This window comes from [Ruminococcus] lactaris ATCC 29176 (genome assembly GCF_025152405.1).
In the GTDB taxonomy this organism is placed as follows: Bacteria; Bacillota; Clostridia; order Lachnospirales; family Lachnospiraceae; genus Mediterraneibacter; species Mediterraneibacter lactaris.
This window is the reverse complement of record NZ_CP102292.1, coordinates 201,890-222,763: the sequence shown is the minus strand read 5'-3', so window position 1 is coordinate 222,763 and position 20,874 is coordinate 201,890. Positions and strand designations below refer to the sequence as shown.

General features: G+C 40.0%; 21 protein-coding genes. 17 read left to right on the top strand and 4 right to left on the bottom strand.

The features are described 5' to 3' along the window. Positions 1-2: 2 nt before the first annotated feature. The 13 genes from NQ541_RS01040 (at position 3) to NQ541_RS00980 (ending at position 14,085) form a co-directional block, all read left to right on the top strand. A complete protein-coding gene (locus NQ541_RS01040) occupies positions 3-398 on the top strand; it encodes a hypothetical protein (protein ID WP_005611096.1) in 396 nt (131 codons plus the stop codon). Between the two features lie 17 nt (positions 399-415). After that, on the top strand, positions 416-919 hold the full coding sequence (locus NQ541_RS01035) for an antirestriction protein ArdA (RefSeq protein ID WP_040015616.1): 504 nt from the start codon (positions 416-418) through the stop codon (positions 917-919). A 111-nt stretch (positions 920-1,030) separates the two neighbouring features. Then, entirely contained in the window at positions 1,031-1,420 is a 390-nt protein-coding gene (locus tag NQ541_RS01030; RefSeq protein WP_005611098.1) for a conjugal transfer protein, read from the top strand. Beyond that, complete coding sequence (gene tcpF, locus NQ541_RS01025; protein WP_005611100.1) at positions 1,407-3,860, top strand: conjugal transfer ATPase TcpF; 2,454 nt, start codon at positions 1,407-1,409, stop codon at positions 3,858-3,860. Before NQ541_RS01030 ends, tcpF begins: the two co-directional genes overlap by 14 nt. Then, complete coding sequence (locus tag NQ541_RS01020; protein WP_005611102.1) at positions 3,857-5,992, top strand: CD3337/EF1877 family mobilome membrane protein; 2,136 nt, start codon at positions 3,857-3,859, stop codon at positions 5,990-5,992. The genes tcpF and NQ541_RS01020 overlap by 4 nt, the downstream gene beginning before the upstream one ends. Continuing rightward, complete coding sequence (locus NQ541_RS01015; protein WP_005611104.1) at positions 5,989-6,996, top strand: bifunctional lytic transglycosylase/C40 family peptidase; 1,008 nt, start codon at positions 5,989-5,991, stop codon at positions 6,994-6,996. Before NQ541_RS01020 ends, NQ541_RS01015 begins: the two co-directional genes overlap by 4 nt. Positions 6,997-7,010: 14 nt before the next feature. Next, positions 7,011-7,913 (top strand): conjugal transfer protein, encoded by a 903-nt coding sequence (locus NQ541_RS01010; protein ID WP_005611106.1) that lies wholly within the window; start codon positions 7,011-7,013, stop codon positions 7,911-7,913. A 169-nt stretch (positions 7,914-8,082) separates the two neighbouring features. Beyond that, on the top strand, positions 8,083-8,769 hold the full coding sequence (locus tag NQ541_RS01005) for a response regulator transcription factor (RefSeq protein WP_005342931.1): 687 nt from the start codon (positions 8,083-8,085) through the stop codon (positions 8,767-8,769). A gap of 101 nt (positions 8,770-8,870) precedes the next feature. Next, entirely contained in the window at positions 8,871-9,800 is a 930-nt protein-coding gene (locus NQ541_RS01000) for an ABC transporter ATP-binding protein (protein WP_005611108.1), read from the top strand. 108 nt (positions 9,801-9,908) lie between these two features. Then, positions 9,909-11,195, top strand: a complete 1,287-nt coding sequence (locus NQ541_RS00995; RefSeq protein WP_005608692.1) for an IS110 family RNA-guided transposase — start codon at positions 9,909-9,911, stop codon at positions 11,193-11,195. 532 nt (positions 11,196-11,727) lie between these two features. Continuing rightward, a complete protein-coding gene (locus NQ541_RS00990) occupies positions 11,728-12,423 on the top strand; it encodes an ABC transporter permease (protein ID WP_005611110.1) in 696 nt (231 codons plus the stop codon). Positions 12,424-12,438: 15 nt separating this feature from the next. Further along, a complete protein-coding gene (locus tag NQ541_RS00985; RefSeq protein WP_005611112.1) occupies positions 12,439-13,176 on the top strand; it encodes an ABC transporter permease in 738 nt (245 codons plus the stop codon). Between the two features lie 9 nt (positions 13,177-13,185). Next, entirely contained in the window at positions 13,186-14,085 is a 900-nt protein-coding gene (locus tag NQ541_RS00980) for a sensor histidine kinase (protein ID WP_035403270.1), read from the top strand. 231 nt (positions 14,086-14,316) lie between these two features. On the opposite strand, the gene NQ541_RS00975 is transcribed toward NQ541_RS00980, so the two are convergent. The 3 genes from NQ541_RS00975 to NQ541_RS00965 form a co-directional block, all read right to left on the bottom strand. Continuing rightward, positions 14,317-14,484: a hypothetical protein gene (locus tag NQ541_RS00975; protein ID WP_005611117.1), complete on the bottom strand. Its 168-nt coding sequence runs from the start codon at positions 14,482-14,484 to the stop codon at positions 14,317-14,319. Between the two features lie 47 nt (positions 14,485-14,531). Next, a complete protein-coding gene (locus NQ541_RS00970; RefSeq protein WP_005609147.1) occupies positions 14,532-15,722 on the bottom strand; it encodes an IS630 family transposase in 1,191 nt (396 codons plus the stop codon). 61 nt (positions 15,723-15,783) lie between these two features. Continuing rightward, positions 15,784-15,966 carry a helix-turn-helix domain-containing protein gene (locus NQ541_RS00965; protein WP_005611119.1) on the bottom strand — a complete coding sequence of 61 codons (183 nt, stop codon included), beginning with the start codon at positions 15,964-15,966 and terminating at the stop codon, positions 15,784-15,786. Between the two features lie 497 nt (positions 15,967-16,463). On the opposite strand from NQ541_RS00965, the gene NQ541_RS00960 reads away from it, so the two are divergent. From NQ541_RS00960 to NQ541_RS00945, 4 genes are all read left to right on the top strand, one after another. Next, positions 16,464-16,895 carry an RNA polymerase sigma factor gene (locus NQ541_RS00960; protein ID WP_044940673.1) on the top strand — a complete coding sequence of 144 codons (432 nt, stop codon included), beginning with the start codon at positions 16,464-16,466 and terminating at the stop codon, positions 16,893-16,895. Next, complete coding sequence (locus tag NQ541_RS00955) at positions 16,885-17,124, top strand: helix-turn-helix domain-containing protein (protein ID WP_005423216.1); 240 nt, start codon at positions 16,885-16,887, stop codon at positions 17,122-17,124. Before NQ541_RS00960 ends, NQ541_RS00955 begins: the two co-directional genes overlap by 11 nt. A 494-nt stretch (positions 17,125-17,618) precedes the next feature. Further along, positions 17,619-17,813 (top strand): DUF3173 domain-containing protein, encoded by a 195-nt coding sequence (locus NQ541_RS00950; protein ID WP_009265203.1) that lies wholly within the window; start codon positions 17,619-17,621, stop codon positions 17,811-17,813. A gap of 35 nt (positions 17,814-17,848) precedes the next feature. After that, positions 17,849-19,039, top strand: a complete 1,191-nt coding sequence (locus NQ541_RS00945) for a site-specific integrase (RefSeq protein ID WP_005611123.1) — start codon at positions 17,849-17,851, stop codon at positions 19,037-19,039. A gap of 75 nt (positions 19,040-19,114) precedes the next feature. Here NQ541_RS00945 and guaA read toward each other — a convergent pair whose 3' ends face one another. Further along, on the bottom strand, positions 19,115-20,662 hold the full coding sequence (guaA, locus tag NQ541_RS00940) for a glutamine-hydrolyzing GMP synthase (RefSeq protein WP_005611125.1): 1,548 nt from the start codon (positions 20,660-20,662) through the stop codon (positions 19,115-19,117). Between the last annotated feature and the right edge of the window lie 212 nt (positions 20,663-20,874).

Below are 20,874 nucleotides of genomic sequence, written 5' to 3'. Positions count from 1 at the left end.
TTATGGCAGAAATGAAAGTATTTGTTATCAATCTTGATGAACAGGAAAAAGATACAGGCTGTGCATGGTTTACACTTCCCTGCAACATAGAAGCATTAAAACAATCCATTGGCTTACCGCCGGACAGTGACCGTTATCTTATCAGTGATTATGATTTTCCTTTTGAAATCCTGCAAGATACAGACCTTGACCTGTTAAACAATATCTGCCTTGCGATTTCGGAGAGTGAAATCCCACCCGAAGATATACCTGCAATTCAAAGAGAATTTTTTTCAAACCTGCAAGAGCTGGAAGCCGGACTTTGCAATATTACATACCATCGGAACTGTTCAGATATGGAAAAAACATCAGAACATTTCTTATGTGTGCATGGCAGATTTTATGAATACAATGAGTGAAAGGAAGTGAACCGCTTATGATTGATGATATGCAAGTCTATATAGCCAATCTTGGCAAGTACAATGAGGGAGAACTGGTCGGGGACTGGTTCTCTTTTCCATTGGACGAAGAAGTGATTGCAGAACGTATCGGCTTAAATGCTGAGTACGAAGAATACGCAATCCATGATACGGACAACTTCCCGATGGAGATTAGCGAATATACTTCCATCGAAGAACTGAACCGTATCTATGAGCAGTTGGAAGAATTACCAGATTACCTGCTGGACGACTTGGACAGTTTCGTATCCTGCTATGGAAGTCTGGAAGAACTGGTGGAACATAAGGACGACATCATTCTGTATTCCGGCTGTGAAACGATGACCGATTTAGCCTACTATCTGATTGATGAAGAACAGATACTCGGAGAAATCCCGTCCTCTTTACAGAACTATATCGACTATGAAGCCTACGGGCGTGACCTCGATATAGAGGGGACATTTATTGCAACAAACGCTGGTATCTGTGAGGTACTGCGTTAAGGGCTGGCAGATCAGCACCGCCACTGGTGCTACTGTCAGCTTTTTCTTGGGGACAGTCTGGAAATCCGGCTGTCCCTGTTGTTATGAAAATGAAGAAAGGAGCATTTACAAGTGAAGAAAATCCGAAGTTATACAAGTATCTGGAACGTGGAAAAGGTACTGTATGCCATCAATGATGTAAACCTGCCATTTCCTGTGACCTTTACCCAGATTACATGGTTTGTACTGACGGAATTTATCATCATTCTGTTTGCAGATGTACCGCCACTTTCCATGATTGAGGGAGCATTTTTAAAATATTTCGGGATTCCCGTTGCCCTCACATGGTTTATGTCACAGAAAACCTTTGACGGGAAAAAGCCATACAGTTACATCAAGACGATGGTGCTGTATGCTCTGCGTCCCAAAGTGACTTATGCCGGAAAAGCCGTGAACCTGCATAAGCAGAAATTTGAGGAAACTATCACGGCAGTAAGGAGTGTGACCTATGTTCCCGATTAAATATATCGACAATAACCTTGTCTGGAATAAGGACAATGAGGTGTTCGCCTACTATGAGCTGATACCGTACAATTATTCATTCTTATCCCCAGAACAGAAATACCTTGTGCATGACAGCTTCCGTCAGCTTATCGCACAGTCCCGTGAGGGAAAGATTCATGCATTGCAGATTGCAACCGAAAGCTCAATCCGAAGCATACAGGAACAGTCAAAGAAGCTGGTAACGGGGAAATTAAAGGAAGTCGCCTATCAGAAAATAGACGACCAGACCGAAGCCCTTGTATCTATGATAGGCGACAATCAAGTGGATTACCGTTTCTTTCTGGGATTCAAGCTCATGGTCACAGAGGACGAAGTCAATCTGAAGAACATCAAAAAATCGGTATTTCTGACATTCCGTGAGTTTTTGAATGAGGTAAGGCACACGCTGATGAATGACTTTGTTTCCATGGGCAATGATGAAATCAACCGTTATGCGAAGATGGAAAAACTGCTGGAAAACAAAATCTCCCGTAGATTCAAAATCCGCCGACTGGAAGCCAAAGATTTTGCCTATCTGATGGAACACCTCTACGGCAGGGACGGGATAGCTTATGAAGATTATGTGTATCCTCTGCCAAAAAGAAAATTAAAAAGAGAAACACTGATTAAGTATTATGACCTTATCCGTCCTACCCGTTGCGTGGTGGAAGAAAGCCAGCGATATTTGCGTCTGGAACATGAGGACAGCGAAAGTTATGTATCCTACTTTACGGTCAATGCCATTGTCGGGGAGCTGGACTTCCCATCATCGGAAATCTTTTATTTCCAGCAACAGCAGTTCACATTCCCTGTGGATACGTCCATGAATGTTGAGATTGTGGGAAATAAGAAAGCCTTAACCACTGTCCGTAACAAGAAAAAGGAATTAAAGGACTTGGATAATCACGCCTATCAAGCCGGAAACGAAACAAGTTCAAATGTGGTGGAAGCCTTGGACAGTGTCGATGAACTGGAAACAGATTTAGACCAGAGCAAGGAAAGTATGTATAAGTTAAGTTACGTCATACGGGTGTCTGCACCCGATCTTGACGAACTGAAACGCCGTTGTGATGAAGTCAAGGACTTTTACGATGATTTGAACGTGAAGCTGGTACGTCCTGCCGGAGATATGATGGGACTGCATGGAGAGTTTCTTCCAGCCAGCAAACGTTATATCAATGATTATATCCAGTATGTGAAATCCGACTTTTTAGCCGGACTTGGTTTCGGTGCTACCCAGATGTTGGGAGAAAATACAGGAATCTATATCGGATATTCCGTGGATACGGGAAGAAATGTCTACCTGCAACCGTCCCTTGCCAGTCAAGGGGTAAAAGGTACGGTCACAAATGCGTTGGCTTCTGCCTTTGTGGGTTCGCTTGGTGGTGGAAAGTCATTCTGTAATAACCTGCTGGTGTATTATTCCGTCCTGTTCGGTGGACAGGCAGTTATCCTAGACCCGAAAAGTGAGCGTGGAAACTGGAAAGAAACACTGCCGGAGATTGCAGAGGAAATCAATATTGTAAACATTACCAGTGATTCCAGCAATCAAGGGCTGTTAGACCCGTATGTGATTATGAAAGATGTCAAGGACGCTGAAAGTCTTGCCATTGACATTCTGACATTCCTTACAGGAATTTCTTCAAGGGACGGCGAAAAGTTTCCTGTCCTTAGAAAAGCTGTCCGCACGGTATCCCAGAATCAGAACCACGGGCTGTTGCAGGTCATTGAGGAACTGCGAAAAGAGGATACCGCCGTATCCCGTAACATTGCAGACCATATCGAAAGTTTTACGGACTATGATTTTGCACAGCTTCTGTTCTCGGACGGTTCGGTGGAAAATGCAATCAGTCTGGATAACCAGCTCAACATTATACAGGTTGCAGATTTGGTTCTGCCGGATAAGGATACCACCTTTGAGGAATACACGACCATTGAACTGTTGTCGGTATCCATCTTAATTGTTATCAGTACCTTTGCCCTTGACTTCATTCACAGTGACCGAAGCATTTTCAAAATCGTGGACTTGGACGAAGCATGGGCGTTCTTAAATGTGGCACAGGGAGAAACACTCTCAAACAAGCTGGTGCGTGCTGGTAGAGCCATGAACGCCGGAGTATATTTCGTGACACAAAGCTCTGGGGACGTATCGAAAGAAAGTCTGAAAAATAACATCGGCTTAAAGTTTGCGTTCCGCTCCACAGATACCAATGAAATCAAGCAGACCTTAGAGTTTTTCGGGCTGGACAGTGAGGACGAAAATAACCAGAAACGGTTGAGGGATTTGGAGAACGGGCAATGCTTAATGCAGGATTTATACGGGCGTGTCGGTGTGGTACAGATACACCCTGTCTTTGTAGAACTACTCCATGCCTTTGATACCAGACCGCCGATAAAAAGTGAGGTGGATTTGGAATGATGAAATCTGTCACAAAAGAAAAGGTATTCCATGTACTGAAACAGGTTCTGCTTGCCGTGACCGTCACGCTGGTACTGCTGTCCCTGCTTGGGACGGTAGCTCATGCGTCTGGACTGGTCGATGATACGGTCAATGCAGGCAACCTGTATTCAAAGTATCCGCTTTCCAATTATCAGCTTGATTTTTACGTGGACAATAGCTGGTCATGGCTTCCGTGGAACTGGCTGGACGGCATTGGAAAATCGGTGCAGTACGGGCTTTACTGTATCACAAACTTTGTCTGGACAATCAGCCTGTATCTTAGCAATGCCACAGGATATGTGGTGCAACAGGCGTATAAGCTGGACTTCATCAATGACATGGCAGACAGTATCGGGAAAAGTATCCAGACACTTGCCGGAGTGACCGAAAACGGATTTTCCAGCAGTGGATTCTATGTGGGATTCCTGCTCATTATCATTCTGATTGTAGGTGTTTACACCGCCTATACAGGGCTTCTCAAACGGGAAACAAGCAAAGCACTTCACGCTGTTATCAACTTTGTGGTGGTGTTCATCGTGTCTGCGTCCTTTATTGCTTATGCTCCCAATTATATCCAGAAAATCAATGATTTCAGTTCGGACATCAGCACCGCTTCTCTGGACTTGGGGACAAAAATCATGCTCCCAGATTCACAAAGCAAAGGCAAGGACAGCGTAGACCTTATCCGTGACAGCCTTTTTGCGATACAGGTAGAAAAACCGTGGCTGTTGTTGCAGTTCGGGAACAGCGATACCGAAGAAATCGGGACTGACCGTGTAGAAGCTCTGGTATCTGCCAGCCCGTCCGATGATGATGGGGAAACAAGGGAAAATATTGTGAAAACAGAGATTGAGGATAACGACAATGACAACCTTACCATTCCACAGGTCGTCAACCGTCTTGGCATGGTGTTCTTCCTGCTCATTTTCAATCTCGGTATCACAATCTTTATCTTCCTGCTTACCGGCATGATGTTATTTTCCCAGATACTTTTTATCATATATGCCATGTTTTTGCCTGTCAGCTTTTTACTGTCCATGATACCGACCTATGAGAACATGGCGAAACAGGCAGTTGTCCGTGTATTCAACGCCATTATGACAAGAGCTGGAATCACGCTGATTGTGACCGTGGCATTTTCGATTTCCAGTATGTTCTACAACATTTCCACAGATTATCCGTTCTTCATGGTGGCGTTTTTGCAGATAATCTGTTTTGCCGGAATCTACATGAAGCTCGGAGAGCTAATGAGTATGTTCAGCCTTAATGCCAATGACAGCCAGCAGATAGGTCGCCGGATTTTCCGTAGACCGATGGTGTTCATGCGACACAGGGCAAGACGTATGGAACGCCGAATTGCAAGAGCTGTCGGTGCTGGAAGTGTTGCAGGTACGGTGGCAGGTGCAAGTGTTGCCAGAGCCGGAAAGCCAGCAACGAACCAACCGCCAAAGAAACGGGAAAATACTTCTGCCAGCATGGGAAGCCGTGTCGGTTCTGCTGTCGGTGCTGTGATGGATACGAAAAATAAAGTCCGTGACAGTGCTTCCTCTCTGAAAGAAAATGTGAAAGACCTGCCGACACAGGCTGGTTATGCCGTCCACTCTGCCAAACAGAAAGCAAAGGATAATGTATCAGACTTTAAACGTGGCGTTGTGGAAGAACGGGAAAACCGACAGGAACAACGTACACAGAAACGAAACCTGCACAGGGAAAATATCTCACAGAAAAAACATGAATTACAGAAAGCACAGGAAGCAAAGCAGACAGTTCATGCGAATGGATCAGCGACAGCCGGAGCTACCAGAAGCCATGAACGCCCTGTTGCCACACCTGTTCCAAAACCAGCACAGACCGATATAGTTACGAAGCCGGATATGAAACGTCCTGCTACTTCTCCTGTGATAAAAAATGCAGAAATCAAGGCTGGAAAAGAAACCGTCCGAACCAATATCAGACAGGAACAACAGGTCAAATCTGTTGCCAGAACGAATCAGTCAAACGTAGCGGAATCCAGAAGTAATCAAAAGAAAACAACCGTACAGAAACAGGTCAACCAAAAACAAAATCGTAAGACTGTTACGAAGCAACCAGAGAAAGGACGGAAGAAATGAGATTAAAGCGTATCCTTATCATAGGTACGATATTCCCAGTCCTTTTCTCCCTCGTCCTCTTTTTCGGGATACTGATTTCCGGCGAACATGACGACAATTCAAACAGCTATTCGCCTGTCTATTCTGGCATGAACCTGTCAGCCGATGTCCTCAAACATCAGCCGATGGTAGAAAGATACGCCAGAGAAAACGGTATTTCGGAGTATGTGAACGTCCTGCTTGCCATCATACAGGTGGAAAGTGGCGGTACGGCTATTGATGTCATGCAGTCCAGTGAAAGTCTGGGACTACCGCCAAACTCCTTAAGTACAGAAGAATCCATTAAGCAGGGGTGTAAATATTTTGCGTCCCTGCTTTCTTCCTGTAAAGCAAAAGGCATGAATGACATTAACGTGGTCATTCAATCTTATAACTATGGTGGTGGCTATGCAGACTATGTGGCGAAGAACGGGGAAAAGCACAGCTTCAACCTTGCAGAGAATTTCGCAAAGAATAAATCCGGCGGTACAAAAGTGACCTATACGAACCCGATAGCGGTCAGCAAAAATGGTGGCTGGCGTTATAACTACGGGAATATGTTCTATGTGGAGCTGGTCAACCAATATCTGAATATAAAACAGTTCAGTAACGAAACGGTACAGGCGGTTATGAATGAAGCGTTGAAGTATCAAGGCTGGAAATATGTCTATGGTGGCAGTAACCCGAACACCTCTTTTGACTGTTCTGGTCTTACCCAGTGGTGCTACGGAAAAGCCGGAATCAGCCTGCCACGAACCGCACAGGCACAGTATGACGCAACCCAGCATATTCCATTGTCACAGGCACAGGCTGGCGATTTGGTCTTTTTCCATTCCACCTACAACACCAGCGACTATGTAACCCATGTAGGAATCTATGTGGGAAACAATCAGATGTATCATGCCGGAAATCCAATCGGCTATACTGATTTGACCTCTGCCTACTGGCAACAGCACATCATTTGTGCCGGAAGAATCAAACAATAGAAAGGACTTGAAATATGTTTAAGAAGAAAGAAAAAACAGAGAAAGCACCTAAGAATAAGAAAGTGCGTACCATGAAAGTCGGGACACATAAGAAATCTGTCCTGCTGTTGTGGGCGGTGCTTTTAGCAAGCACCAGCTTTGGTGTGTATAAGAATTTTACCGCTATTGACACCCACACGGTACATGAAAAAGAAATCATTCAGCTAAGATTGAACGATACCAACGGTATTGAAAATTTCGTCAAGAACTTTGCGAAAGCCTACTACTCATGGGATACCAGCAAGGAAGCCATTGAAGCAAGGACAACGGAAATCAGTAAATACCTTACCAAAGAATTACAGGATTTGAACGCCGATACCATCAGAACGGACATACCAACCAGTGCGACCGTTACAAATGTGCTGGTCTGGAATGTAAAGCAGTCTGGAACGGACGATTTTACCGTTGCCTACGAAGTAGATCAGCAGGTAAAAGAGGGAGAACAGACACAGGCAGTCATAGAAAACTATACCGTGACCGTTCATGTGGATAAGGACGGTGCAATGGTCATTACCCAGAATCCAACCCTTGCTCCGGCGGTACAGAAATCAAAGTATGAACCCAAAACACAGGAAGCCGATGTCAGTGTCAGCTCCGATTCAGTCAAAGACGCTACCGCTTTCTTGGAAACATTCTTTAAGCTGTACCCGACAGCTACGGAAAAGGAACTTGCCTACTATGTCAAAGACGGTGTGCTTGCTCCTGTATCCGGCGACTATGTATTTTCAGAACTGGTAAACCCTGTCTTTACCAAAGACGGCGATAATCTCAAGGTCAGTGTGTCTGTAAAGTATCTGGATAACAAGTCGAAAATGACGCAAATCTCACAGTATGAGCTTGTGTTACATAAGGACGATAACTGGAAGATTGTAGAATAAATATTACAGCAGAATAGTATGGTAATTGTTTATCCAATCTATACTATTCTGCTTACAATTAGATTGACAAAATAAGAATCCCTCTCATATAATTGGTTGCAATGGTATTGAGGAAATACAACCTTAAATGTATAATGGGAAAGTAGCATTGCAGGAATGAGGTAGGCTAATGAATAAAATATTGATTATTGAAGATGATTTAGAAATAAATGCGTTATTGGCTGATTTTCTAAAAGAAAAAGGATATGCTGTGCATTGCCAATATGATGGACTTCATGTTCTGGATTTTTTGAATAAAGAAAAAATTGATTTGATTATACTTGATATTATGCTTCCTTATCGGAGTGGTGATATTATTTTATCTGATGTACGCAAGAAATTTACGATACCTGTTATTATTATTTCAGCGAAAGAAACTACACAAAATAAAATCGACTTGCTTCGTCTGGGAGCAGACGATTATATCACAAAACCTTTTGATATGGAAGAAGTGCTTGCCAGAATTGAAAGTAATCTGCGAAGAGTACAATTTCAAAATAGCCAGACAGAATGTTTGCAATATAACAATCTGACTTTAGACCTAGAGAAAAATACAGCATTTTTGAATGGAATAGAATTATCCTTAACCGCTAAAGAATTTGGCATTTTAGAATTGTTGATGAAATATCCAGATAAAGTATTTTCAAAATCGAATCTTTTTCAAAGTGTTTGGGATACAGAATATATTGCTGAAGATAATACACTTAATGTTCATATCAGTAATTTACGCAATAAATTAAAAGCGATATGCTCTGATACAGAATTTATTGATACTGTTTGGGGCATTGGCTACCGCCTACATAAAGCTAAGGATTAAACGTTCCTTAGCTTTATTATTTTTTTAACTTTTCTCATTACGATTTAAGAAATTCTTTAAAATTGCCCGTTATACTGGTTTAAGTAAAGGAGGTTTGGGATATGAGTTCAATTATTTTAGAAGCAAAGTCTTTAACCAAAGAATATAAACAAACATTAGCATTAGACCACATAAATTTACAAATAAAAAAAGGAAAAATTTATGGATTTATTGGTCAAAACGGAGCAGGTAAGACTACTTTTTTAAGATTAGTCACAGGGCTTGCGTTTCCAACAAGTGGTACACTTTCTTTATGGGGAAATTCTGGAACAGAAGAATTGCAGAAACAGCGTAAACGAATTGGAAGTATGATTGAAACGCCTGCCCTATTCCCGTCAATGACTGCCTATCAAAATATGGAAGTACAGCGTATTCAACGCGGCATACCAGATAAATCAGTTATTAAAAGGACATTAGATATGGTTGGATTGCAAGATACAGGTAAAAAGAGTGTCCGCAATTTTTCATTAGGTATGCGTCAACGATTGGGGATAGCGATTGCACTTTTAAATACACCAGAACTATTGATTTTAGACGAACCTATCAATGGTCTTGACCCTGCTGGAATTGTAGAAATCAGAAATTTATTAAAAATTTTGAATAAAGAATATGGTATGACCATTTTGGTTTCAAGCCATATCTTAGAAGAATTGTATCAAACAGCATCAGAATTTATTCTGATTGACCATGGAAAAATTATAGAAGAGATTTCTGATTATGAATTAAATGAACGGTGTAAACGACATATAGCAATTAAAACAACAGATGTTCAGAAAACGGTTCTGGTTTTGGAAGAGAATCTTCATACAGATAACTTTAAACTAATGCCAGATGGCATAATTCGTTTGTATGATTATTTGAATGATTTAGAGACAGTTGCGTCTGCTTTGGCAGAATCGCACATTCTTGTAACAGGACTTTCTGTATCTGGCGATACTTTGGAGGACTATTTTTTGAGCAAAATAGGAGCTTCCTGTATAATTCAAATATAGGGAATTCCAAGAAAGAAGGTTGAGAAAAAGAAATACCTCAGAGTAAAATAAGATTACTGACTTTGGACGGTTAGTAAAAAATCTTATTAAAACAGTGAGGTATCTATAATGAATTGTAACACACAGAACGCAAAAATTGCATCCATAACTGAAAAAACTTTGATTGTTGGAATTGATGTCGGCAGTGAAACTCATTTTGCCAGGGCATTTGATTGGCGGAACTATGAATATACAAAGAAGCCGCTGGAATTCAGTAATACTGAGGCGGGTTTCATGATGTTCAAGGCATGGGTGGAAGATATCGCAGAAAAGCAAGGTAAAACAGCTGTAATTCCCGGAATGGAGCCGACCGGTCATTACTGGTTTGCACTGGGGAAATTCCTGCAGGACAGCGGGATGAAGCCTGTACATGTGAATCCGCACCATGTCAAGAAGTCGAAAGAGCTGGATGACAACAATCCCAATAAGAATGACCGTAAGGATCCAAAGACGATTGCGGCACTGGTCAATGAAGGACGCTTCTCTTATCCCTACATACCAACCGGTATTTATGCGGAGATCAGGAGCTTATCGAATCTTCGTTTCCAGACGCAGGAAGAGCTAACAAGAATCAAGAATCGAATCGCTAGATGGTTTGCCATTTATTTTCCTGAATATAAAGACGTTTATGGGGATTTAATGGCAGTCAGCGGACGAATGATACTCAAGGAAGCTCCATTGCCGGAGGATATCAGAATACTTGGAGTGAACGGTGTAAACCAGATTTGGAGAAACGCGAAGCTGCGAGGCACTGGAATGAAGAGGGCAAAGATCCTGGTATCAGCTGCAGAGCATAGCGTTGGAAGTAAGGAAGCACCGGAAGCGGCAAGGATTGAATTGAAGAATCTGCTGAATGACATGGATGTATATGTGTCAAGGATGGAGGAACTGCTCCAAACTATAGAGGAAAAACTGAAGACGATTCCATATGTTGATAAACTGATGGAAATCAAAGGAATCGGATTGATTACAGTCAGCGGATTTATTGCAGAAGTAGGTGACATTGGACGTTTTGATAATCCGAAGCAGCTGCAGAAGCTGGCGGGATATGCAATCGTGGCAAATGATTCCGGAAAGCACAATGGAGAGAGCCGGATCAGCTACAGAGGCAGAAAACGGCTGAGATATGTGCTGTATGAAGCTGCGATATCACTGGTGGGGAAGAATGCTGAGTTTAAGGAAATACATGAGTATTATCGAACCCGTAAAGAAAACCCGTTAAAGAAGATGCAGTCAGTAGTAGCAGTGGCATGTAAGATTATTAGGGTATTCTACACAATCCTGACAAAGGGTGTGGATTATGACCCAATGAAACTGATGAGTGATATCAGAAGGCCACAGTTGCAGGCAGCGTAGTAAGCAGAGACAAACAGGTAATGTTCTGTCACAGTTGAATTGAACTTTCAGAAATAGCTGCGGAGAGTTGAATTCAGCTGTGACAGGAAGGCTGAGAAGTATGAAGACCGAGTCGGGAAAACGTCCGCCGTAAGGTGCCGTGAGGTATTGATACTTAAACAGGTCAGTAAGACTTAAAACAAAAAAGAATGAGCCAGTAGTCGGCAGGAATAATCACCATAGGGCATGACCCTGTAGAGGAGCTAAGCTGACACCCTGGTTATGGACAGGCGGGACGAAGGAAGTTAGGACCCGGCAGAAATGCGGGTGATCCTGGTAGACACGGGAGGTTCGCTGCCGTAGATGGGAGGGTATACACAAGGCCATGTAGAACGAAAATGATGACGTTTTATTTTGTGTACCCCAACCCCTCTATTTTCGTACCAGATACAGAGAAATGTCCATCTTCTTGGCTCATTCATCTGAGATATGGAACTAAAAATCCCTTGAAAAATAAGGAAAAAAGACTTGACTATATAGGGAGGAACAAAAGATGTCAAATCTCCTAAAAACTGAGTTATATAAGTTGTTTCACAGTTGGTATTTTTGGGGAATTGGAATATTCAATCTCCTTTTAAGTAGCATATTGCTGTTAGATAGTAAAGAACGCTCTTCAAACTTAATTATGGCATCATTATACAATATTCCGTTACTCTATTTTTTGAGTATAGTGTTTATAGCATTGTTCATTGGAAGTGATTTTAGTGGAAGAACTTTAAATACTTATATTACTGCCGGACATAAAAGAAGTTCTATATTTAGAGTAAAGTTAATTGTATCTCAAATAGGTTGTATTATCATTCTGGTATTTCCATTATTTGTACATGGAATTATTAGTCAATTTTATATTGGAGAAAAACTTTTTTGGAATGATAGCACATATACTATGGTTTTACTAACTCTGTTTGCCATGATAACACTGTGTGCATTACCGATATTTTTTGCTTTTATTTTTCGTGATATGGGGAAAACACTGACAGTTTCAATGGTTTTATTTTTTGTTATGATTTTTTTGCTGAACAGTGAATCTGCACAAATAATCAGCAGAATAATACCAATGGGACAACTTAGGTTAATTTCATTGCAAAAGGTCTATTCGACAAACTTTTGCTTGCTTGTAGATTTTTTATGGAATTTTATTTTATATTTCATTGCAGGTAGTGTTTTTTTACATACAGACTTGAAATAACCGGAGGTGTTTTTTATGGATAAATTATTAAAACTGGAAAAATATCAGTTGTTACATAATTCTATTTACTGGTGTGGTATGATTGGAATATTTATTTTAGGATTTTTTACAGCAGATACTTATGTTACAGAGGTCATGGGATCGACAGAAGAAATTGCTTCTTCTCTTGCTGATATTTTTAATGGAATGGTGTATGATTCTACGTTTCTTCTTATCATCATGTCGGCTATACTTGCATTGATTTTAGGACAGGAATTTTCTAAGAGAACAATAAACTTAGAGGTCAGTGCTGGACATTCCAGAAAACAAATTTTTACAAGTAAAATAATATCGTATTTAATTGCTTTTAATCTTATGGCTCTTGTCTATCCAGTTTCAGGGTGCATAAGGGAATTTGGACGCTTTGGTGTTGCAGACGTGGGAATGTTTTTTTACAATATTATAAAAGCAATCATTTATTCTTGTCTGCTTAATAGTGCGATATTTCTAATTGCAATACTTATTTGTTGCTATTTACAGGATGCTGTAAAAGCAACTTCGGTTACAGTAATTATTATTTTTGGTCTTAGCTTATATCTTGGCTATGGAATGATGTTGAGATTACCAGTCGGTTTTTTACCTACTTATCAAATCAGAATCGTTGTCAGCATGAAAACCTTTTTTCAACCGATAGCTATTTTAGTAGGATGTATATGGTCTGGTATATTGGTATTGCTTTCGTGGATAAAATTTTGTAAATGTGATTTTAAATAGGTGGAGAAAATGTCTAACATAGAATGGATTTTAATTATCATAACAATATTTTTAGTAATACTGCTATTTCGATATATTCAATTAAAAAAACAAATCCGTAATCTTGCGGATCAAGTTAATGAATTGAATTCTGGAAATTCACAGCAGATGTTAGACATTTCGTTGATTGATAAAGATTTAGAAAGACTGGCTGGTATATTGAATCAATATAATATCAGACAACGACAGGCTGTTGCAGGCGTATTACGCAATGAAGAGTATTTAAAAGAATCTGTTGCTAATATATCACATGATTTGCGTACACCTCTTACAGTCATTCTTGGTCATTTACAATTATTGCAAAAAGAAAATTTGGAATCCAGTCAAGCACAGCGTGTAAAAGTGATTTTTAGCAAAGCCGAAAAAATGAAAGAATTGGTAGAAACATTCTATGACCTTTCTATTTTGGAGGAACAGCAGACAGTTCCAGAAAAAGAAAAGTTTAATATATCTAATATGTTAATAAATTTAATTACGGAAAATGCCGTTGCATTAGAAAAGGAGAATATTTTACCCGAAATAAATCTCCCAGATTATTCAATATACGTATATTCTGATAAAAATATGGTAGAACGAATTTTACAAAATCTGTTGACAAATGCAATTAAGTATTCTGTTGGAACGATAAAAATAACACTTATGGAGAAAGAAAATAATAATATTATATTTACCATTGAAAATCCAATGAGTGACAGTTCAGAAATTGATTGCAATCGACTTTTTGACCGTTTTTATACAGGCGATAAATCAAGACATAATGGAAGTACAGGATTGGGACTTGCGGTAGTAAAAACACTTGTTGCCATTCTTGGCGGAAATATTGTTGCAAAAGTACATGCCAATAGCCTTATTATTACTCTTGAATTATAAAGTATTGAAGATATATTCGTATGATAATTCATTGAAGAGTGGACATCAAAATGTAAAGTCAATAGTTTGTAAAGTCCAGTTACAAACTATTGGCTTTTTTCATTACTGTGTAACAAGTAAATTTACGATAAAGAAATAAGGATAGTCGGCTCTTATTTGTTGCCTGCGGAGCAGATCAACAAATAAATGTTGAAGAATCTGTATAGGAAAACAGAGAAAACAAGAAGCAAATCACTTCTTATTCTCTCTGCTGTTCAAGATACCGTCAATCGTACCTTGAATGATTTTTAATTCATTATCACTCAATAAATCAAGTGACGAATCTATCTGACGGCGGGCTGTGTTTTTCTCAACATTCTTCGCTGGATAGAAATACTCGTCAACAGATATATTGAACATTGTAACTAAATCATGGAATAACTGAAAGCTAGTATAACCGTTATTAATTAACTGGACTTTTGAATTGGCAACGTATCAACCACCACCTCTTCACTTGAATTAATTTCTTCAAGCTTATACTTCCAGTGATATACGACAGGTTGTTCGTTTACTTCATCGAAGTATCTATAGATACGCTGCACAAGTTCATCCTTAGTTTTTACACGTATGCCTTTTAGCATCTGACGTGTGAGTTTACTAAAGAATCCCTCAACAAGATTCAACCATGAACCATGCTTGGGAGTAAACACAAATTCAAATCTTCCCGGCTTTGTCGCAAGGTATTTTCGGGTTTCCTCTGAAGAATGAACTTTCAGATTATCCAATACCAGACGAATCCGGTCAGTCTCCGGATATTTTGAATCAAGTATTTTTAGAAACTCAATATATTCCTTGCTGCTGTGTTTATCTTTTACAAGCGGAATTGCCTCCCCTGTTTGTAAGTCGATTCCAGCAAGCAGTGAAATAGTTCCAAGACGTTTATATTCATAATCACGGCTGACCGTCTTGTGATTTTCATCCGGCAAGAGGTCTTCTGTGGTATTGGCAATTGCCTGAATTCCGGGTTTTTCATCATAGGAAAGTACATGTACAACCTGTTCATCCTCCTTAAACGGAATGAGCTGTCCCTTCTCGTCAAACTGTAAAGACAATTGTTTATATACAAGAAGAACATTATGCATTTTCTGGTCAAAATCAGGGTCACGATTTTCGCAGTAATAAGTTATTTTGTTAGGCTTAATATCCGCTTCTTCCAGTATTGTGCGGACCTTTGACTGACTGATTGTTGACAACCTTGTATGACCTGCTTCTTCGGCAAATTTATTAATATGTTTTGTAAGAAGAGCACGCGTCCATACTTCTGCTGAATATCCAAGATTGACAGGCTTCTGACAGGCGATATTTATTATCCAGGCTTTTTCATCATCGGTTATTTCAGCATTCCTGCCACGACCGGGTGCATCAAACAGAGCATTTTCCACACCACCCTCAAGGTATTTATTGATACAGAGCATGACGCTTTTGCGATTCATTCCTACTTTGTCTGCAATATGGTCAACTGAAATACCTTCTGCTTTGAGTAGTAAAATTCTTGCCCGAATTACTGTCTGGGCTTGAATTGTTCTTGCACGCATCTGAGTTTCAAGATATAAACGTTCGTCCTCGCTAAGATTAATAGTGGATGCTTTTCTTCCCATAGTTTAATGCTCCTTTTGATTTGATGAGAACAGTATACTACAGAAAAGAAATATAGTCCATTTATTTAAAAACTTTTGTACTAGGGTGTTTTCCGATATTTTCAATATCTGCGATATGACGTTCTCCGTAAAAGACTTTATCGCCTAAATCATTTCTGGAAAGCCCTGCTTTCTCTCTGGCTTCTCTGATTGCCAGTCCTAAAGGACGAAAATCAAAGCTGTGTGTATCTTTCTTTTTCCTCATTTTTAATCACCTAGCATGAGTTTATACTTCATGTTGTGCGATTAGAATGTATTAAAAACTCATATTATATGCACTATAAATTCAAATAAAGTATTACCTAGTTCGGTAAATAAAAAAAACCGTTCTGTGGGTAATCTCTTTTATAATGTCCAAAAATATAGGGACGGTTTTGGTATAACCAGAGCTGTCCTGTTTCTATTTTCACAGGATTGCTCTGGTCAAGGAGCAATTTGTGATTCTAAGTAAAACAGGCAGTCTATACCAACAACCGAATTTATTCCGTTTTTTTCTCAGTACATCATCAGTCCTTGAACATGAATTAAAAACTCATATATCAGATGTTTTAAAAACAGTCTATTTGTTATTGATGCAAATAGGCTGTTTTCATATTTACAAAAAATTTTTTCAATCCTGCAACAAATCACACCCTGCCGTACAGATATGGTGCGGAAAGAGGGATACATACTTTTCACTTTATAGAGAAAGGGGGTGTGATTTTGAAACCATCAGACTTCCAAAAGACAATACAGTGTCAGTTTGACTGTAAGCTCAAAAAGGTTGTGAAAGGCATTGCCCGTAACTACCGCAAGGAATTAGCCAGACGACAGGCAAAGGAAGTATCCTTTTGTGAGCTTCCAGAGATTGTTGTTGAGAAATTGATTGTATGGGACGATTACGAAAGTGAATATACAACATTCGATGTGTGCGGTACAGAAATCCGTGTACTTGACGAAGAACTTGCAGAAGCACTGAAACAGTTGCCGGAGCAGAGCCGGAACATTGTATTGATGTTTTTCTTCTTGGATATGAGTGATTCGGAGATAGGCGAAAAGCTGAACATTAACCGAAGCACATCATACAGGCACAGAAGAAATTCACTTGAAGAAATCAGAAAGCAGTTAAAGGAGAAGAAAACAAATGAAGAATAAGCAACACACACTTCCATCATTTTTTCTCATATCATCAGCCGTAGACGGTAACGAAAACGCCATAGAAAAGCTGTTGCTGTTCTATGAAGCCTACATATCAAAATGTTGTTTACGCCCATTTTATGATGAATACGGTAACGTATACATTGTGGTTGATATGGAATTAAAGGGACGTATCAGAGAAGCCCTTTTGAAAATGATATGTGAATTTGAAATAGACGAACATTAAGTAATATTTGAGCGGAGCATGATTTAACAAACTCCCCTCTTTCCTGTTCCGCTTTTTCTTATCATTCTGTATCAGTCCATTTGCAAAAATGAATTGATACAGGCTGACAAGAGCCTAACAGTTCTTTGACAAGTGAATAAAGCAGTCAGATACGTTTGTGCTTGCAGTGAGCCATCAGAGGTTGTACGCCGTGACTTTTCCAATCGGGAGATAGCGATTCATGCAATGATCTGGGAGCGACCGTTGGAAAAGTCGTTCTGCCATGACCTGCAACACAGGATAATGATACACCCGTATGACACGGTTCAGCCCACAGGAATGGGAATGGTTGAGATACCAGCGGAGCTTGCCGAAGCCGTCTGATTGCTTGTAAAACTATCTAACAACGATTTTGCAAGAAAAAATCATCTTAATAGAGCTTTTTTGCTCATCATTTGATATACTGATAGACAAGATATTGAGATTTCCTTATCTGGTCTATGGAAAGGAGGATTATGATTACCGTAACAAAAAAAGACCTCATAGCACTAGGTTATGGAACTTCTTTCTCGGCAGACATCATAAGAAAAGCAAAAAAACTTATGATTGAAAAAGGGCATACTTATTACCAATCCCGTAAATTGGACAGGGTACCCAAAGAAGCCGTGGAAGAATTATTAGGGATTACATTATCAGACACAAACGATTGATTGTACTTCTTGCATATCATGTAAGGAGAGAAATCATGGCAAAAGACCCTATTAAGAAAGCAGATAACGGGACTTATTATTTCAGAGCTAATTTAGGCTACAATCCCATTACCGGAAAACAGATACAAAAATACCGAAGTGGATTCAGAACGAAAAAAGAAGCAAAGGAAGAATATTCAAAACTGGTGTTAGCTTCTACCGAAGAATTAACAACAAAAAAAGATGGCGTTTCTTTTCAGCAATTTATAGAAGAAACCTACCTGCCATGGTATAAAACACAGGTAAAAGAAAGCACTTATCTTAATCGTGCTACTACCATCAAGAAACATTTTTCCTATTTCTACAAAATGGAAACAGACGAAATCGAACCTATCCATGTTCAAAACTGGCAGTTGAAACTTGCAAAAGATTTTAGCCCTAATTACATTCGTATCGTACAGGGAATGCTTTCTATCGCATTTGACAGAGCTATTGTTCTTGGAATTGCGAAGAAAAATCCTTCTCGTATGATAGGCAATATCAAAAGCAAGAAAACCAAAGTTGATTTCTGGACATTAGAAGAATTTCAAAAGGTTATTTCCTTACTCTGTAAGAAAGACTATTATGAACATTATCTGTTTATATCGTTCTGGTTATTATTTATGACTGGTATGCGAATTGGCGAAGCGTCAGCATTACATTGGTCAGACATAGATTTTGAAACAGGCTTGCTTAGCATTACCAAAACATTATATTACCGAACAATGACGGACTATAAATTCGTTGAGCCGAAAACACAGGCAAGTATCCGTACTATTTATATTGATTCAGATACACTCAATGAGCTAAAGGCTTGGCAAAGTGTTCAGCAACAGGTTCTTCCCGATTGTCCACTTGTACTAAGTTATAACGGAACTCCAACCAGTAAAACAACGCTTCCCAGAGCTTTGGAAAAGTTGTCAAATTTAGCAGGTGTTCATCGTATTAAAATTCATGCCTTGCGACATTCACACGCTTCATTGCTTATCAGCATGGGCGAAAATCCTTTACTTATCAAGGAACGTTTAGGACATGAAAAAATACAGACAACACTCGGCACTTATGGTCATCTGTATCCAAATACGAATCTTGAAGTTGCTAAAAAACTGACTGGAATATTACAAGTACAATCTGCTACTGAAAGCATTGCTAATTATACCAGCAATCAACATACAGCAATCTATCACAGAACAGTTGAAGAAAAATAATGCAATGAAAATGCAATCCTATAAAGGAAAAGCTGTAAAACCCTTGTAAACAAAGGCTTTACAGCTTAGCTCCAACTATTCAAACTCAATCGTTCCCGGTGGCTTACTCGTCAGATCATAGAATACTCTGTTTACTCCACGCACTTCATTGATAATTCTGCTCATCACCTTATTCAGAACTTCATACGGGATCTCTGCCGCCTCTGCAGTCATGAAATCAACTGTATTCACTGCTCTCAGTGCAACGGCATAATCATAAGTTCTCTCATCACCCATAACACCAACACTTCTCATGTTCGTCAGTGCTGCGAAGTACTGACCGATCGTGCGGTCAAGTCCTGCATTGGCAATCTCCTCACGGTAGATAGCATCTGCATCCTGAACGATACGAACCTTATCGGCTGTTACTTCACCAATGATGCGGATTCCAAGTCCCGGTCCTGGGAATGGTTGACGGAATACCAACTTCTCCGGCAGTCCAAGTTCCAATCCTGCTTTGCGAACCTCGTCTTTGAAGAGGTCACGAAGCGGCTCGATGATTTCTTTGAAATCTACATAATCCGGAAGTCCTCCTACGTTGTGGTGGGACTTGATCACTGCTGATTCTCCACCGAGACCACTTTCTACAACATCCGGATAAATTGTTCCCTGTGCAAGGAAATCAACTGCACCAATCTTCTTTGCTTCTTCTTCAAAAATACGGATAAATTCTTCACCAATGATCTTACGCTTTGCTTCCGGCTCTGTAACGCCTGCAAGTTTATTATAATATCTCTCCTGTGCGTTCACACGGATAAAGTTCAGATCGAACTGTCCTTTCGGTCCGAATACAGCCTCTACCTCATCTCCCTCATCTTTGCGAAGAAGACCGTGATCTACGAATACGCAGGTAAGCTGCTTTCCGATCGCTCTGGAAAGTAATCCTGCTGCCACTGAAGAATCAACTCCGCCTGATAATGCAAGCAGTACTCTGCCGTCTCCGACTTTTTCACGGATCTCTTTAATTGTATTCTCCACAAATGCATCCATTTTCCAGTCACCAACACATTCACAGACATTTTTTACAAAATTATTGATCATCTTTGTTCCTTCAGCAGTATGGAGTACCTCTGGATGGAACTGGATTGCATACAGCTTTTCTGCTTCATTTTCGGCTGCTGCCACAGGACAGTCTGCTGTATGTGCAGAAATCTCAAATCCCGGTGCAATTTTTGAAATATAATCGAAATGACTCATCCAGCAGATTGTCTTTTCAGATACTCCCTCAAAAACTTTGGATTCCCTCTTATCAATAATAACTTCTGTCTTTCCGTATTCTCTGACATCTGCTCTCTCAACTTTTCCGCCAAGAACATGAGACATCAACTGTGCTCCATAACATAACCCAAGAACCGGAATACCAAGCTTGAACAGCTCATCTGTATAAGTCGGTGAATCCGGCTCATAGCAACTGTTCGGTCCCCCTGTCAGAATGATTCCCTTAGGATTCATTGCTTTAATCTTCTCAATATCCGTCTTGTAAGAATAAATTTCACAATATACATTACATTCTCTGACACGGCGTGCAACTAACTGGTTATACTGGCCACCGAAATCAAGAACGATCACTAACTCTTTCTTCAAGGCTCTCCTCCTGTAAAATATGATCTTATAAGATCTTCTTTTTTGTTCCGTACCCTTAATTATAGTAGAGCTTTCCCGCTTTTACAAGCATTATTTCAGTCCTTCCAAACTGTTGTCCTTCCAAACTGTACATATTTCAATCCTCCAAACTGTCATAAATTGAGCTGGCTGACACCTACGGCTCACCATTGCCCACAACACATCACTTAACA